General features: G+C 48.1%; 1 protein-coding gene (only partly in view). It reads right to left on the bottom strand.

The window, feature by feature from the left end:
• Window positions 1–19,857, bottom strand: the 5' portion of a protein-coding gene (locus C2869_RS11135; protein WP_108603012.1) for a tandem-95 repeat protein. The gene continues 8,586 nt to the left of window position 1, outside the view; the window shows 19,857 of its 28,443 coding nt (coding positions 1–19,857); the start codon lies at window positions 19,855–19,857; its stop codon lies beyond the left edge, outside the window.

The following is a 19,857-nucleotide window of genomic DNA, read 5'->3' as shown; positions in this document are numbered from 1 at the left end:
GTCACCCACTTGTGCGCCTGCATCTTCTGTGAAGTCGTTGGCAGTGACAGTAATTTCTGGTGCATCGTTAACATCGGTGACCACAGGTGTATCGGCATCTTGACCCGTTAAGCTGCCATCCGAAACGGTTAGGTTAATTTCATCTAAATCGCCACCGCGATTGATGGTATCAACACCGGCTTGGGTTAACACCACTTTGCCATCTTGTAATGCATAGTGGCCGTTGGTGTTGGTGCCAGCTGTGAATGTCACGGTAAGGTCATCACCGTCTTCATCTGAGGTCACATAGGTACCGGCCGTATCACCCACTTGCGCGCCAGCATCTTCTGTGAAGTCGTTGGCGGTAACGGTAATTTCCGGTGCTTCGTTAATATTGGTTAAGCTAATGCTGACCGTCGCCGTGTCTGTGCCACCTTCGCCGTCGTTCACTTGAACACTTAAGCTGTAGTTGCCTAAATCTGCATCATCGATGTCTTTAGTGACGCTAATTGCACCCGTGTCTGGGTCGATAGCAAATAGGCCATCGTCATTACCACTGACAATGCTGTAGCTCAGGTCGTCGTTATCGGTATCGCTAGCGCCGGCCGTACCCACAACACTGCCTTGGCTGATGCCTTCTTCGGCACTGAAGCTGTAGGCGTCATCGTCTTGACCGCTGGTTTCATTAATAAAGTCTGGCCCTGGGTTGCTAACGCTAAGTTCGAAGCTTTCACTCACAGGTGCGCCATCACCCGTCGCCGTTACCGTCACGGTGTACACGCCATCAGTGCCACCTTGCGACGCACTGTTGTCGATGGTTCCGCTGATCACGCCGGTGTTTTCATCGATACTTAAGCCAGCCGGTAAGCCAGTCACACTGTAGGTCAGGTCGGAATCCACATCGTTGAAGTTGCCGCTCACGTCGTATTCGAATGACTCAGCATCAACACCGCTTTGGTTCGTGAGGTCGCTCGATGTGGTGTCATCGTCAACGTTGGTTAAGCTAATGCTGACCGTCGCCGTGTCTGTGCCACCTTCGCCGTCATTCACTTGAACACTTAAGCTGTAGTTGCCTAAATCGGCATCGTCGATGTCTTTGGTGACGCTGATTGCACCTGTGTCTGGGTCAATGGCGAATAGGCCATCGTCATTACCACTAACAATGCTGTAGCTTAGGTCGTCGTTATCGGTATCGCTAGCGCCGGCCGTGCCCACAACACTGCCTTGGCTGGTGCCTTCTTCGGCACTGAAGCTGTAGGCGTCATCGTCTTGACCGCTGGTTTCATTAATAAAGTCTGGCCCTGGGTTGCTAACGCTAAGTTCGAAGCTTTCACTCACAGGTGCGCCATCACCCGTCGCCGTTACCGTCACGGTGTACACCCCATCGGTGCCACCTTGCGATGCGCTGTTGTCAATGGTACCGCTGATCACGCCGGTGTTTTCATCGATACTTAAGCCAGCCGGTAAGCCTGTCACACTGTAGGTCAGGTCTGAATCCACATCGTTGAAGTTGCCGCTCACGTCGTATTCGAAGGACTCAGCATCAACACCGCTTTGGTTAGTGAGGTCGTTCGATGTGGTGTCATCGTCAACATTGGTTAAGCTAATACTGACCGTCGCCGTGTCTGTGCCACCTTCGCCGTCGTTCACTTGAACATTTAAGCTGTAGTTGCCTAAATCAGCATCATCGATGTCTTTGGTGACGCTGATAGCACCCGTGTCTGGGTCGATAGCGAATAGGCCATCGTCATTCCCACTAACGATGCTGTAGCTTAGGTCGTCGTTATCGGTATCGCTAGCGCCGGCCGTGCCCACAACACTGCCTTGGCTGGTGCCTTCTTCGGCACTGAAGCTGTAGGCGTCATCGTCTTGACCGCTGGTTTCATTAATAAAGTCTGGCCCTGGGTTGCTAACGCTAAGTTCGAAGCTTTCACTCACAGGTGCGCCATCACCCGTCGCCGTTACCGTCACGGTGTACACACCATCGGTGCCACCTTGCGATGCGCTGTTGTCGATGGTGCCGCTAATCACGCCGGTGTTTTCATCGATACTTAAGCCAGCCGGTAAGCCAGTCACACTGTAGGTCAGGTCTGAATCCACATCGTTGAAGTTGCCGCTCACGTCGTATTCGAATGACTCAGCATCAACACCGCTTTGGTTCGTGAGGTCGCTCGATGTGGTGTCATCGTCAACGTTGGTTAAGCTAATACTGACCGTCGCCGTGTCTGTGCCACCTTCGCCGTCATTCACTTGAACACTTAAGCTGTAGTTGCCTAAATCGGCATCGTCGATGTCTTTAGTGACGCTGATAGCACCCGTGGCTGGGTCGATAGCGAATAGGCCATCGTCATTACCACTGACAATGCTGTAGCTTAGGTCGTCGTTATCCGTATCGCTAGCGCCGGCCGTACCCACAACACTGCCTTGGCTGGTGCCTTCTTCGGCACTGAAGCTGTAGGCGTCATCGTCTTGACCGCTGGTTTCATTAATAAAGTCTGGCCCTGGGTTGCTAACGCTAAGTTCGAAGCTTTCACTCACCGGTGCGCCATCACCCGTCGCCGTTACCGTCACGGTGTACACGCCATCGGTGCCACCTTGCGACGCGCTGTTGTCGATGGTACCGCTAATCACGCCGGTGTTTTCATCGATACTTAAGCCAGCCGGTAAGCCTGTCACACTGTAGGTCAGGTCGGAATCCACATCGTTGAAGTTGCCGCTCACGTCGTATTCGAAGGACTCAGCATCAACACCGCTTTGGTTAGTGAGGTCGTTCGATGTGGTGTCATCGTCAACATTGGTTAAGCTAATACTGACCGTCGCCGTGTCTGTGCCACCTTCGCCGTCGTTCACTTGAACATTTAAGCTGTAGTTGCCTAAATCAGCATCATCGATGTCTTTGGTGACGCTGATAGCACCCGTGTCTGGGTCGATGGCGAATAGACCATCGTCATTACCACTAACAATGCTGTAGCTTAGGTCGTCGTTATCGGTATCGCTAGCGCCGGCCGTGCCCACAACACTGCCTTGGCTGGTGCCTTCTTCGGCACTGAAGCTGTAGGCGTCATCGTCTTGACCGCTGGTTTCATTAATAAAGTCTGGCCCTGGGTTGCTAACGCTAAGTTCGAAGCTTTCACTCACCGGTGCGCCATCACCCGTCGCCGTTACCGTCACGGTGTACACCCCATCGGTGCCACCTTGCGATGCGCTGTTGTCGATGGTACCGCTGATCACGCCGGTGTTTTCATCGATACTTAAGCCAGCCGGTAAGCCTGTCACACTGTAGGTCAGGTCTGAATCCACATCGTTGAAGTTGCCGCTCACGTCGTATTCGAAGGACTCAGCATCAACACCGCTTTGGTTAGTGAGGTCGTTCGATGTGGTGTCATCGTCAACATTGGTTAAGCTAATACTGACCGTCGCCGTGTCTGTGCCACCTTCGCCGTCGTTCACTTGAACATTTAAGCTGTAGTTGCCTAAATCAGCATCATCGATGTCTTTGGTGACGCTGATGGCACCCGTGTCTGGGTCGATGGCGAATAGACCATCGTCATTACCACTAACAATGCTGTAGCTTAGGTCGTCGTTATCGGTATCGCTAGCGCCGGCCGTGCCCACAACACTGCCTTGGCTGGTGCCTTCTTCGGCACTGAAGCTGTAGGCGTCATCGTCTTGACCGCTGGTTTCATTAATAAAGTCTGGCCCTGGGTTGCTAACGCTAAGTTCGAAGCTTTCACTCACCGGTGCGCCATCACCCGTCGCCGTTACCGTCACGGTGTACACCCCATCGGTGCCACCTTGCGATGCGCTGTTGTCAATGGTACCGCTGATCACGCCGGTGTTTTCATCGATACTTAAGCCAGCCGGTAAGCCAGTCACACTGTAGGTCAGGTCGGAATCCACATCGTTGAAGTTGCCGCTCACGTCGTATTCGAATGACTCAGCATCAACACCGCTTTGGTTAGTGAGGTCGCTCGATGTGGTGTCATCGTCAACATTGGTTAAGCTAATACTGACCGTCGCCGTGTCTGACCCACCTTCGCCGTCATTCACTTGAACACTTAAGCTGTAGTTACCTAAATCGGCATCGTCGATGTCTTTGGTGACGCTGATGGCACCCGTGTCTGGGTCGATAGCGAATAGGCCATCGTCATTACCACTGACAATGCTGTAGCTCAGGTCGTCGTTATCCGTATCGCTCGCGCCGGCGGTGCCTACAACATTGCCTTGGCTGGTGCCTTCTTCGGCACTGAAGCTGTAGGCGTCATCGTCTTGACCGCTGGTTTCATTAATAAAGTCTGGCCCTGGGTTGCTAACGCTAAGTTCGAAGCTTTCACTCACCGGTGCGCCATCACCCGTCGCCGTTACCGTCACGGTGTACACACCATCGGTGCCACCTTGCGACGCGCTGTTGTCGATGGTACCGCTGATCACGCCGGTGTTTTCATCGATACTTAAGCCAGCCGGTAAGCCAGTCACACTGTAGGTCAGGTCGGAATCCACATCGTTGAAGTTGCCGCTCACGTCGTATTCGAAGGACTCAGCATCAACACCGCTTTGGTTAGTCAGGTCGCTCGATGTGGTGTCATCGTCAATACCATTTATTGAAATAGTCACCGTCTTGGTCGCTGTATTACCTTCACTATCTGATACGGTATAGGTAAATGAGTCATTGGCACTTTCGCCATCCGCCAAATATTCATATTGACCATTCGGATCATAGCTATAACTACCATCCGCATTAAGTGTTACTTTAGCACCACTAGTTAAAACGGTTGCATTACCCACTGCATTTGCCACACCATTAACAGCAACAACACTAATAGCTTTTCCAGCCAAAGATTGATCATTAGCTAAGACACCATTTTCACTTGATACAGTTAATACTGTATCTTCATCTGTTGTGCCACTATCTGCTTTAGCATCTATTTCATTATCAATAATGGTAGTGGTTACACTGCTGTTATCTGGATCTCTTACTAATACTTCAAAGCCACCGCCGCTTAGGGAATCGATGTCTACTTTAAAGCTTTCACTACCTTCAATATTTGAATCATCGATTGTAGAAATATCAAATGAAGCAGTATTTGAACCTGCATTAATAGTAACTTGAGCTACACCAGTGAAATCAGAACCATCCTCTGCTACACCTGTATATTTAATGTCGACGACAATATCAGAAATTGGCGTTTCACCAACGGTCAACGTGTAGCTAGCCGTTTCACCTTCCTCTAACTGCTCAGTTCCTTGAATTCCAACATAAACAGCGTTTTCAGATTCGTAAATAGTGGTAGTAACACTGTCGGCATCGTCTTTCGCCGCGATGGCTTCAAAACCGCCGCCAGTGACGCTATCAATTGTGATAGTGAAATTCTCTGCGCCTTCTGCAAACACGTCATCAATCGTGGCAATATCAAATTCAACTGTGGTTGAACCCGCCGCAATCGTGGCTGTCGCCACGCCGGTATAATCATCACCATTCGCTGCTGTGCCGCTATAAGTGAAAAACACGGTAATATCAGAAGTCGGTGTTTCTTCAACCGATAGTGAGTAAGAGGCACTTTCGCCTTCCACCACTTGGCTATCACCGGTTAACGAGACATAGACTGTATCGGCTGGCTCTTTTGGTTCATTCGGATCGTTTGGATCATTAACGACTGAATCGTAGATAGTGGTGGTAACACTGTTAGCACCGTCTTTCGCGGCTATCGCTTCAAAACCGCCGCCGGTAACGCTATCAATTGTGATAGTGAAATTCTCAGCGCCTTCTGCAAACACGTCATCTATGGTCGCGATATCAAATTCGGCTGTGGTTGAACCTGCTGCAATCGTGGCTGTCGCGACGCCAGTATAGTCATCACCATTAGCTGCCGTACCTGTGTAAGTGAACGACACGGTAATATCGGAAGTCGGTGTGGCTTCAACCGATAGTGAGTAAGAGGCACTTTCGCCTTCAACCACTTGGCTGTCACCGGTTAGCGAGACGTAAACCGTATCGGCTGGCTCTTTTGGTTCATTTGGATCGTTTGGATCATTAACGACTGAATCGTAGATTGTGGTGGTAACACTGTTAGCACCGTCTTTGGCCGCGATGGCTTCAAAACCGCCGCCAGTGACACTATCAATTGTGATAGTGAAATTCTCGGCACCTTCCGCAAATACGTCATCAATCGTGGCAATATCAAACTCGGCTGTGGTTGAACCTGCCGCAATCGTGGCTGTCGCGACACCCGTATAATCATCACCATTAGCCGCCGTACCTGAGTAAGTGAAAGACACGGTAATATCGGAAGTTGGTGTTTCTTCAACCGATAGTGAGTAAGAGGCACTTTCGCCTTCCACCACTTGGCTGTCACCGGTTAGCGAGACGTAAACCGTATCCGCTGGCTCTTTCGGTTCATTCGGATCGTTTGGATCATTAACGACCGAATCGTAAATTGTCGTGGTAACGCTGTTAGCACCGTCTTTCGCCGCTATCGCTTCAAAACCGCCGCCAGTGACTGAGTCAATGCTGATCGTGAAGTTCTCTGCGCCTTCCGCAAACACGTCATCAATGGTCGCGATGTCAAATTCGGCTGTGGTTGAACCCGCCGCAATCGTGGCTGTCGCGACACCGGTATAATCATCACCATTAGCCGCCGTACCTGTGTAGGTGAAAGACACGCTAATATCAGAAGTCGGTGTTTCTTCAACCGATAGTGAGTAAGAGGCACTTTCGCCTTCAACCACTTGGCTGTCGCCGGTTAGCGAGACGTAAACTGTATCGGCTGGCTCTTTTGGTTCATTCGGATCGTTTGGATCATTAACGACTGAATCGTAGATAGTGGTGGTAACACTGTTAGCACCGTCTTTCGCCGCGATGGCTTCAAAACCGCCGCCAGTGACGCTATCAATTGTGATAGTGAAATTCTCTGCGCCTTCTGCAAACACGTCATCAATCGTGGCAATATCAAATTCAACTGTGGTTGAACCCGCCGCAATCGTGGCTGTCGCCACGCCGGTATAATCATCACCATTCGCTGCTGTGCCGCTATAAGTGAAAAACACGGTAATATCAGAAGTCGGTGTTTCTTCAACCGATAGTGAATAAGAGGCACTTTCGCCTTCAACCACTTGGTTGTCACCGGTTAGCGAGACGTAAACCGTATCCGCTGGCTCTTTCGGTTCATTCGGATCGTTTGGATCATTAACGACTGAATCGTAGATAGTGGTGGTAACACTGTTAGCACCGTCTTTCGCGGCTATCGCTTCAAAGCCGCCGCCAGTCACTGAATCAATGCTAATCGTGAAGTTCTCTGCACCTTCCGCAAATACGTCATCGATGGTCGCGATATCAAATTCAGCTGTGGTTGAACCCGCTGCAATGGTGGCCGTCGCGACGCCGGTATAGTCATCACCATTCGCCGCTGTGCCGCTATAAGTGAAAGATACGCTAATATCGGAAGTCGGAGTTTCTTCAACCGATAATGTGTAGCTTGCGCTCTCACCTTCAACCACTTGGCTGTCACCGGTTAGCGAGACATAGACTGTATCCGCAGGCTCTTTCGGTTCATTTGGATCGTTTGGATCATTAACTACAGAATCGTAAATCGTCGTAGTAACGCTGTTAGCATCGTCTTTTGCGGCAATCGCTTCAAAGCCGCCGCCGGTGACTGAGTCTATGCTAATCGTGAAATTCTCTGCACCTTCAGCGAAGACATCATCAATGGTCGCGATATCAAATTCAGCTGTGGTGCTACCTGCCGCAATCGTGGCTGTCGCGACGCCAGTATAATCATCGCCATTAGCTGCTGTACCGCTATAAGTGAAAGACACGCTAATATCGGAAGTCGGTGTTTCTTCAACCGATAGTGAATAAGAGGCACTTTCGCCTTCAACCACTTGGTTGTCACCGGTTAGCGAGACGTAAACCGTATCCGCTGGCTCTTTCGGTTCATTCGGATCGTTTGGATCATTAACGACTGAATCGTAGATAGTGGTGGTAACACTGTTAGCATCGTCTTTTGCGGCAATCGCTTCAAAGCCGCCGCCGGTGACTGAGTCTATGCTAATCGTAAAGTTTTCTGCACCTTCCGCAAATACGTCATCAATGGTCGCGATATCAAATTCAGCTGTGGTGCTACCGGCCGCAATGGTGGCTGTCGCGACGCCAGTATAGTCATCACCATTAGCTGCCGTACCTGTGTAAGTGAACGACACGGTAATATCGGAAGTCGGTGTTTCTTCAACCGATAGTGAATAAGAGGCACTTTCGCCTTCAACCACTTGGTTGTCACCGGTTAGCGAGACGTAAACCGTATCCGCTGGCTCTTTCGGTTCATTCGGATCGTTTGGATCATTAACGACCGAATCGTAAATTGTCGTGGTAACGCTGTTAGCCCCGTTTTTCGCCGCGATGGCTTCAAAACCGCCGCCAGTGACTGAGTCTATACTAATCGTGAAGTTTTCCGCACCTTCTGCAAACACGTCATCAATCGTGGCAATATCAAATTCAGCTGTGGTGCTACCTGCCGCAATGGTGGCCGTCGCGACGCCGGTATAGTCATCACCATTCGCCGCTGTGCCGGTATAAGTGAAAGATACGCTAATATCGGAAGTCGGAGTTTCTTCAACCGATAATGTGTAGCTTGCGCTCTCACCTTCAACCACTTGGCTGTCACCGGTTAGCGAGACGTAAACCGTATCCGCTGGCTCTTTCGGTTCATTCGGATCGTTTGGATCATTAACGACTGAATCGTAGATTGTCGTGGTAACACTGTTAGCACCGTCTTTCGCCGCAATCGCTTCAAAGCCGCCGCCAGTGACGCTATCAATTGTGATAGTGAAGTTTTCCGCACCTTCAGCAAAAACATCATCAATGGTCGCGATATCAAACTCGGCTGTTGTGCTACCGGCCGCAATCGTGGCTGTCGCGACACCCGTATAATCATCACCATTAGCCGCCGTACCTGAGTAAGTGAAAGACACGGTAATATCGGAAGTTGGTGTTTCTTCAACCGATAGTGAGTAAGAGGCACTTTCGCCTTCAACCACTTGGCTGTCGCCAGTTAGCGATACGTAAACCGTATCCGCTGGCTCTTTTGGTTCATTCGGATCGTTTGGATCATTAACGACTGAATCGTAGATAGTGGTGGTAACACTGTTAGCACCGTCTTTCGCGGCTATCGCTTCAAAGCCGCCGCCGGTGACTGAGTCTATGCTAATCGTGAAGTTTTCTGCACCTTCCGCAAATACGTCATCAATGGTCGCGATATCAAATTCAGCTGTGGTTGAACCCGCTGCAATGGTGGCCGTCGCGACGCCGGTATAGTCATCACCATTCGCCGCTGTGCCGCTATAAGTGAAAGATACGCTAATATCGGAAGTCGGAGTTTCTTCAACCGATAATGTGTAGCTTGCGCTCTCACCTTCAACCACTTGGCTGTCACCGGTTAGCGAGACATAGACTGTATCCGCTGGCTCTTTCGGTTCATTTGGATCGTTTGGATCATTAACGACTGAATCGTAAATTGTCGTGGTAACACTGTTAGCACCGTCTTTCGCCGCTATCGCTTCAAAACCGCCGCCAGTGACTGAGTCAATGCTGATCGTGAAGTTCTCTGCGCCTTCCGCAAACACGTCATCAATGGTCGCGATGTCAAATTCGGCTGTGGTTGAACCCGCCGCAATCGTGGCTGTCGCGACACCGGTATAATCATCACCATTAGCCGCCGTACCTGTGTAGGTGAAAGACACGCTAATATCAGAAGTCGGTGTTTCTTCAACCGATAGTGAGTAAGAGGCACTTTCGCCTTCAACCACTTGGCTGTCGCCGGTTAGCGAGACGTAAACTGTATCGGCTGGCTCTTTTGGTTCATTCGGATCGTTTGGATCATTAACGACTGAATCGTAGATAGTGGTGGTAACACTGTTAGCACCGTCTTTCGCCGCGATGGCTTCAAAACCGCCGCCAGTGACGCTATCAATTGTGATAGTGAAATTCTCTGCGCCTTCTGCAAACACGTCATCAATCGTGGCAATATCAAATTCAACTGTGGTTGAACCCGCCGCAATCGTGGCTGTCGCCACGCCGGTATAATCATCACCATTCGCTGCTGTGCCGCTATAAGTGAAAAACACGGTAATATCAGAAGTCGGTGTTTCTTCAACCGATAGTGAGTAAGAGGCACTTTCACCTTCAACCACTTGGTTGTCACCAGTTAGCGATACGTAAACTGTATCCGCTGGCTCTTTCGGTTCATTTGGATCGTTTGGATCATTGATCACTGAATCGTAGATTGTCGTGGTAACGCTGTTGGCACCGTCTTTCGCGGCTATCGCTTCAAAGCCGCCGCCAGTCACTGAATCAATGCTAATCGTGAAGTTCTCTGCACCTTCCGCAAATACGTCATCGATGGTCGCGATATCAAATTCAGCTGTGGTTGAACCCGCTGCAATCGTGGCTGTCGCGACACCCGTATAGTCATCGCCATTAGCCGCTGTGCCGCTATAAGTGAAAGACACGGTAATATCGGAAGTCGGTGTGGCTTCAACCGATAGTGAGTAAGAGGCACTTTCGCCTTCAACCACTTGGCTGTCACCGGTTAGCGAGACGTAAACCGTATCCGCTGGCTCTTTCGGTTCATTTGGATCGTTTGGATCATTAACTACAGAATCGTAGATTGTGGTTTCGACACTTTGATTGTCAGGATCACGTACAAGGACTTCAAATCCACCACCGGATAACGAATCAATATTCACAGTGAAACTTTCTGCACCTTCCGCAAATACGTCATCAATAGTGGTAATATCAAATGCTGCCGTGGTGCTACCCGCCGCGATAGTGACCGTGGTCACACCGGTAAAATCGGTACCGTCTTGCGCAACACCTGTATAAGTTAGATTAACAGTAATATCAGTTGCTGGGGTTTCATTAACATTTAATTGGTAACTTGCAGCTTCACCTTCAATGACTTGGCTATCACCGCTGATCCCAACATAAACTGCATTTTCGGATTCAAAAATTGTCGTAGTAACGCTGTCGGCACCGTCTTTCGCCGCTATCGCTTCAAAGCCGCCGCCAGTGACTGAGTCTATACTAATCGTGAAGTTCTCTGCGCCTTCCGCAAACACATCATCAATGGTCGCGATATCAAATTCGGCTGTGGTTGAACCCGCCGCAATCGTGGCTGTCGCCACGCCGGTATAATCATCTCCATTAGCTGCCGTACCTGTGTAAGTGAAGGACACGGTAATGTCTGACGTTGGTGTTTCTTCAACCGATAGTGAGTAAGAGGCACTTTCGCCTTCAACCACTTGGCTGTCACCGGTTAGCGAGACGTAAACCGTATCGGCTGGCTCTTTCGGTTCATTTGGATCGTTTGGATCATTAACGACTGAATCGTAGATTGTGGTGGTAACACTGTTAGCACCGTCTTTGGCCGCGATGGCTTCAAAACCGCCGCCAGTGACACTATCAATTGTGATAGTGAAATTCTCGGCACCTTCCGCAAATACGTCATCAATCGTGGCAATATCAAACTCGGCTGTGGTTGAACCTGCCGCAATCGTGGCTGTCGCGACACCCGTATAATCATCACCATTAGCCGCCGTACCTGAGTAAGTGAAAGACACGGTAATATCGGAAGTTGGTGTTTCTTCAACCGATAGTGAGTAAGAGGCACTTTCGCCTTCCACCACTTGGCTGTCACCGGTTAGCGAGACGTAAACCGTATCGGCTGGCTCTTTCGGTTCATTTGGATCGTTTGGATCATTAACGACTGAATCGTAGATTGTCGTGGTAACACTGTTAGCACCGTCTTTCGCCGCAATCGCTTCAAAGCCGCCGCCAGTCACTGAATCAATGCTAATCGTGAAGTTCTCTGCACCTTCCGCAAATACGTCATCGATGGTCGCGATATCAAATTCAGCTGTGGTTGAACCCGCTGCAATCGTGGCTGTCGCGACACCGGTATAATCATCACCATTAGCCGCCGTACCTGTGTAGGTGAAAGACACAGTAATATCGGAAGTTGGTGTTTCTTCAACCGATAGTGAGTAAGAGGCACTTTCGCCTTCAACCACTTGGCTGTCGCCAGTTAGCGATACGTAAACTGTATCGGCTGGCTCTTTTGGTTCATTCGGATCGTTTGGATCATTAACGACTGAATCGTAGATAGTGGTGGTAACACTGTTAGCATCGTCTTTTGCGGCAATCGCTTCAAAGCCGCCGCCGGTGACTGAGTCTATGCTAATCGTAAAGTTTTCTGCACCTTCCGCAAATACGTCATCAATGGTCGCGATATCAAATTCAGCTGTGGTGCTACCGGCCGCAATGGTGGCTGTCGCGACGCCAGTATAGTCATCACCATTAGCTGCCGTACCTGTGTAAGTGAACGACACGGTAATATCGGAAGTCGGTGTTTCTTCAACCGATAGTGAATAAGAGGCACTTTCGCCTTCAACCACTTGGTTGTCACCGGTTAGCGAGACGTAAACCGTATCCGCTGGCTCTTTCGGTTCATTCGGATCGTTTGGATCATTAACGACTGAATCGTAGATAGTGGTGGTAACACTGTTAGCACCGTCTTTCGCGGCTATCGCTTCAAAGCCGCCGCCAGTCACTGAATCAATGCTAATCGTGAAGTTCTCTGCACCTTCCGCAAATACGTCATCGATGGTCGCGATATCAAATTCAGCTGTGGTTGAACCCGCTGCAATGGTGGCCGTCGCGACGCCGGTATAGTCATCACCATTCGCCGCTGTGCCGCTATAAGTGAAAGATACGCTAATATCGGAAGTCGGAGTTTCTTCAACCGATAATGTGTAGCTTGCGCTCTCACCTTCAACCACTTGGCTGTCACCAGTTAGCGATACGTAAACTGTATCCGCTGGCTCTTTCGGTTCATTTGGATCGTTTGGATCATTGATCACTGAATCGTAGATTGTCGTGGTAACGCTGTTGGCACCGTCTTTCGCGGCTATCGCTTCAAAGCCGCCGCCAGTCACTGAATCAATGCTAATCGTGAAGTTCTCTGCACCTTCCGCAAATACGTCATCGATGGTCGCGATATCAAATTCAGCTGTGGTTGAACCCGCTGCAATCGTGGCTGTCGCGACACCCGTATAGTCATCGCCATTAGCCGCTGTGCCGCTATAAGTGAAAGACACGGTAATATCGGAAGTCGGTGTGGCTTCAACCGATAGTGAGTAAGAGGCACTTTCGCCTTCAACCACTTGGCTGTCACCGGTTAGCGAGACGTAAACCGTATCCGCTGGCTCTTTCGGTTCATTTGGATCGTTTGGATCATTAACGACTGAATCGTAAATTGTCGTGGTAACACTGTTAGCACCGTCTTTCGCCGCAATCGCTTCAAAGCCGCCGCCAGTGACGCTATCAATGGTGATAGTGAAATTCTCTGCACCTTCCGCAAACACGTCATCAATCGTGGCAATATCAAATTCAGCTGTGGTAGAACCTGCCGCAATGGTGGCTGTCGCGACGCCGGTATAGTCATCACCATTCGCCGCTGTGCCGCTATAAGTGAAAGACACGGTAATATCGGAAGTTGGTGTTTCTTCAACCGATAGTGAGTAAGAGGCACTTTCGCCTTCAACCACTTGGCTGTCGCCAGTTAGCGATACGTAAACCGTATCCGCTGGCTCTTTCGGTTCATTTGGATCGTTTGGATCATTAACGACTGAATCGTAAATCGTCGTAGTAACGCTGTCGGCACCATCTTTCGCCGCGATGGCTTCAAAACCGCCGCCAGTGACTGAGTCTATACTAATCGTGAAGTTTTCCGCACCTTCTGCAAACACGTCATCAATCGTGGCAATATCAAATTCAGCTGTGGTGCTACCTGCCGCAATGGTGGCCGTCGCGACGCCGGTATAGTCATCACCATTCGCCGCTGTGCCGGTATAAGTGAAAGATACGCTAATATCGGAAGTCGGAGTTTCTTCAACCGATAATGTGTAGCTTGCGCTCTCACCTTCAACCACTTGGCTGTCACCGGTTAGCGAGACGTAAACCGTATCCGCTGGCTCTTTCGGTTCATTCGGATCGTTTGGATCATTAACGACTGAATCGTAGATTGTCGTGGTAACACTGTTAGCACCGTCTTTCGCCGCAATCGCTTCAAAGCCGCCGCCAGTGACGCTATCAATTGTGATAGTGAAGTTTTCCGCACCTTCTGCAAACACGTCATCAATCGTGGCAATATCAAATTCAGCTGTGGTGCTACCGGCCGCAATCGTGGCTGTCGCGACACCCGTATAATCATCACCATTAGCCGCCGTACCTGAGTAAGTGAAAGACACGGTAATATCGGAAGTTGGTGTTTCTTCAACCGATAGTGAGTAAGAGGCACTTTCGCCTTCAACCACTTGGTTGTCACCGGTTAGCGAGACGTAAACCGTATCCGCTGGCTCTTTCGGTTCATTCGGATCGTTTGGATCATTAACGACCGAATCATAAATCGTCGTTTGTACAGAGTTGCTAGATTCATCTGCAGCAATGGCTTCAAAACCACCACCATTAACACTATCTATCGTGATAGTGAAATCTTCTGCTCCTTCTGCGAATACATCATCAATAGTGCTAACATCAAAATTAGTTGATGTTGAACCTGACGGGATAGTGATCGTGCTAACACCGGTATAATCATTACCATCTGCTGCAGTGCCGCTGTAAGTCACTACAACGGTAACGTCAGAAACAGGGGCTGTGTCCACGCTAAGGGTGTAGCTAGCGGTTTCACCTTCCACCACTTGGCTGTCACCGGAAATTGACACTAATACGGTATCAGGATCTTCTTGTGGAGTATTCGGATCACCATCATCTAGTGAATCATAAATCGTCGTTTGTACAGAGTTGCTAGATTCATCTGCAGCAATGGCTTCAAAACCACCACCATTAACACTATCTATAGTAATAGTGAAATCTTCTGCACCTTCTGCGAATACATCATCAATAGTACTAACATCAAAATTAGTTGATGTTGAACCCGACGGGATCGTGATTGTACTAACACCGGTATAATCATTACCATCTGCTGCAGTGCCGCTGTATGTCACAACAACAGTAACATCAGAAACAGGCGCTGTGTCCACGCTAAGGGTGTAGCTAGCGGTTTCCCCTTCCACTACTTGGCTATCGCCGGAAATTGACACTAATACGGTATCAGGATCTTCTTGTGGAGTATTCGGATCACCATCATCTAGTGAATCATAAATCGTCGTAGTGACCGTACTTTGAGTAGAGCTTGCGCCAATGGCTTCAAAACCACCACCAGACACAGTATCAATAGCAATAGTAAAGCTTTCTGCTCCTTCAGCGTAAGCATCGTCAAGAGTAGCTAAATCAAATTGCGAGATCGTGGTGCCTGCGGCGATTTGAATACTGGCGACGCCTGTAAAATCACTGCCATCTGCTGCTATGCCAGAATAGGTGAAATTAACGGTGATATCTGTTGTTGGTGTTTCTGTTACGCTAACTGTGTATGAGGCACTATTGCCCTCTACGACTTGGCTATCACCAGTTAATGAAACCTCTACAATATCTTCACTTTCAACTAATGTGGTGGTAATTTCCGCTGCCGTATCATCTAACGCAATGCCTTCAAATTCTGAGCCACCTGAAATACTGCCTAACGAAATCACAATACTTTCAGAGCCTTCAGCTAATACATCGTCCAATGTTGCTAAAGTAAAGCTAGCGCTTGTGGTTCCTGCTGCAATGGTAACACTGGTTACACCATTGTAATCTGTGCCATCGCTTGCTGTACCTGAGTAATTGACCTCAACTTGAATATCATTAACTGGGGCATGAGAAATAGATACGGTATAGTTAGCTGAACTGCCCTCAACAACTTGACTGTCACCTGAAATAGAAATAAGTACTACATCAGAGTCATCAACAATAGATGTGCGGATGACGCTTGTATCAGCAATCAAGCTTTCAAACTCATTGCCACCAGTAATAGCGGTAATGCTATTGCTCACACTATCCGTTTCAACTAATACATCATCCCTATCAACAGTAATGACGGCATTAGCGGAAGACTGGCCTGCTAATATTGTAACCACTTCTCCGTTGTCGAGCGTTACAACAACATCAGATTGCGCAACCACTAAGTTGTCATCAGCGTCAGTTAAGCTGACAGTGTAAGTAATATTGCCAGCATCTTCAGACGTTGACTGTGTGGCCGTTAGTTTAGCCGTAACTTGGTCAGTATCATCAGTAATGGCAGTAGTAACAGAATTACCCGCTGACACTAGCTTTTCAAATGATTCGCCACCGGAAATATTAGTTATAGTGTTGCTGATACTCGTAGCGTCAATGTACACATCATCTTGATTGATTAACGTTGTGACGCTACCAGTATCTTGTCCGCTAGCAATGGTAATCGTTTCACCATTAGCTAAGGTTACTACGACTGGCTCAGCTGTACTGATCGCGTTACCGTCAGCATCGGTCAATTTAACAATGTACTCTACATTACCACCATCTTCTGAGACACTTTCCGTGGCCGACAACGTTGCAGTGACAACATCTTCTACACCTGCAATGGCGACATTGACCGTAATGGCATCACTTACATTACCTGCAGCATCTGTGATGGTGTAGGTAAATACATCTGAGGTGGTATCTGAATCATCATGCAGATAAGTAATAGTGCCATCATCGTTAACTGTGACTTGACCATTTTCAGGGTTGCTAACCACTTGAATAGAAGATAAATCAAGCGCTGATTCGCTGTCAGAGTCATTTGCAGCAACATTGATGACAACAGAAGCGCCTTCAACAACAAAGGCACTATCATCTTGACCAATTGGAGCAGTATCATCGACAGATGCTATAGCCAAATTAACCGTGATAGGATCCGAAATATTCCCTTCACTGTCTTTGATGGTGTAAGTGAATATATCTGATGTTGTATCACTACCGTCGTGCTGATAGTCAACCGTACCATCATCATTAATGGTTACTTGGCCGTTGGCTGGTGCCCCAACGACTTGAATAGATGTAAGATCTAACGCCGACTCTGAATCACTATCATTAGCGGCTACATTAATATTAATGCTAGCGCCTTCATCAAGTGATGCTTGATCATCAATTCCAATCGGCGCTGTATCATCGACTGAAGCAATCGCAATGTTAACCGTAATCGGTTCACTTACATTGCCATTATTATCCGTGATCGTATAAGTAAAAACATCCGCCGTCGTATTAGAGCCATCATGTTGATAATCGACCGTACCATTAGCATTTACCACTAATGAACCAAAACTAGGCTGGCTAACAATAACAACTGAGCTTAAATCTAAACCGGCTTCTGTATCGCTATCATTTGCCGCCACGTTAATGTTAATAAGCTGCCCTTCAGCAACATCAGCCGTGTCGTCTTGACCTAGAGGTTTAGTGTCATCTACTGCATTAACAACAATATTAACTGTAATTGGATCACTAATATTGCCGTCATTGTCTTTAATGGTATAAGTGAAGATATCACTTGTCGTATCTGAACCATCGTGCTGATAAGTAACAGTACCGTTGTCATTAACCACCAATTGACCATGGTTTGGCTGGCTAACAATTTGCACTGACGTTAAATCTAAACCTGATTCTGTATCAGAATCATTGGCTGCCACGTCGATAACAACGCTTGCGCCTTCATCTAATTGCGCGCTATCGTCTTGACCTATTGGGTTAGTATCATCGACAGAGGCCACCACCAAATTAACGGAGATCGGATCAGAAACATTGCCGTCTAAATCAGCGATCGTATAAATAAAATCATCCGCAGTGGTGTCGCTACCGTCATGCTGATAGTCAACCGTTCCATCACTATTAACCGTAACTGAGCCATTATTCGGTTGGCGAATAATAACAATTGAGCTGAGATCAAGGCCAGACTCGCTATCCGCATCATTCGCCGCCACATTAATATTAATTGTGGCACCTTCATCTAATGACCCCGAATCATCTTGACCAATAGGTGCAGCATCATCAACAGGATTGACTATCACGTTAACGGTAATAGGATCGGAAACATTACCGTTTAAATCAGCTACCGTATAAGTGAAAACATCGCTAGTTGTATCCGAGCCATCATGTTGGTACGTCACTGTGCCATCATCGTTAACAATGATAAAGCCGTTAGCTGGATCAGCAACGACTTGTACTGAACTCACATCAAGTCCAACTTCGTCATCGCTATCATTCGCTAATACATTAATGACAACAGAAGCACCTTCATCAGTTTCACCTGAGTCATCTTGGCCAATTGGCGCGGTATCATCAACTCGATTGATAACCACAGTGCCTATATCACTAACGGTAAACTCTCCGTCATTAACCGACACTTCAATATCAATTGATTCTAAATCTAATTCATCATTATCAACCGCTTCAACCCCAGCTTGGGTCAACACCACACTTGAGCCGTCTAAAGCGAAATAGCCATTGTCATTATTAACAATCGCAAAAGTTAAATTCTCAGCCGCGGTATCAATATCAGATGCCGTAAACGAAGCGACAACCGTACCTTGTGTTACCTCTGTTTCAATAATGGTGGCGCCCGTAACTGTAATCTCAGGTGGATCATTAACTGGCACAACATTCAGTTGAGCTTGCGCTGAATCGTCAAACTCGCCATCCGTTAAGGTAAAATCAAAAACAACCTGACCATTAAATTCCGCTGACGGCTGAAAAGTCCAAGTGCCGTCGCTGTTATCAGTTAATGTTCCTAATGCAGGGTTAACTAAACTAACCTGAGTAATAGATAACTGATCACCATCCGGATCAGTCGAGTTCGCTAAAAGCTCGGCTTCAGTAAATACTATTGAACCATCTTCATTAATGTCACCAAAATTAACATCTACCGCAGTAGGCGCTTCATTTATTTGTACATCAACTTGACCTTGAGCTGTGGTGGTATTACCCAAGTCGTCTGAAAAAACCGCATTAACATCGTAAATTTGTTCATTTAACTCAGCGACAATATCATCTGGTAATACCCAAGTACCGTCACCGTTATTAATGGCTTGAAAAGTTTCACCATTAATCGAAACGATAATAGTAGCAGTCGGGTCATCAACGGTACCCGTTAAAGGCGGTGTGGTATCTTCAGTGGTAAAACTATCGACGGTTCCAGTGGGTGGGGTAATATCAACCGTCACAATGCCGGTGACTTCATCTGTATTACCATTTGGATCGGTGGCAATGACAGTGACTTCATTTTCACCTTCGTTTAACTCCACGCCAGGAGGTAGGGTAAATGTACCATCGCCATTATTGATTGCATTAACAGGATCACCACCGTTAATAATCACAACAACAGAAGCGTCGGCGTCGTCTATCCCGCCATCTAATGTTGGTGTTGTAGTATTAACAGATGAATCTTCAAATGTGGCATCTGGTGCGTCAAAGTCTAATACAACTAGGGCATTACCATTTGGCAAAGTCGTATTATTGAAATCATGAGAACCATTACCAGCCCCCGTACCAAATCCAGAGCGTGCAATAGTTTCACTGCCTGAAGAAGAAATGGTTGCAGGACCATCACTACCCGAACTGGAAGAAGAACCACCAGCCGCAGTTGCCTCTACATTGGACATATCACCAGAGCTAATCGCTTCTTGAATAGCGGCAATTTCGGCGTTCTCAGCATCGGTATCGAATAATGCCTCTGCTAACGAAGCATTAGGAAAGATAAGCTCTTCACCGTTTTCTAACTGCAGCCTGAATTCAGCGCCTTCTTCAGCGACAACTGTGTTGCCTGCAAAAACGGAATCACCGACCTTCAAAGGTAATAATTTTCCATCTTTCAATAAAAAGACTGAACCTTTGATTTCGACGACCTTGCCCGACTCTTTCAACAAATACTCTGTTGCCAT

Source organism: Saccharobesus litoralis, from assembly GCF_003063625.1.
In the GTDB taxonomy this organism is placed as follows: Bacteria; Pseudomonadota; Gammaproteobacteria; order Enterobacterales; family Alteromonadaceae; genus Saccharobesus; species Saccharobesus litoralis.
Note: the sequence above shows the minus strand (reverse complement) of the source record. Positions and strands in the feature narration are given on the sequence as shown.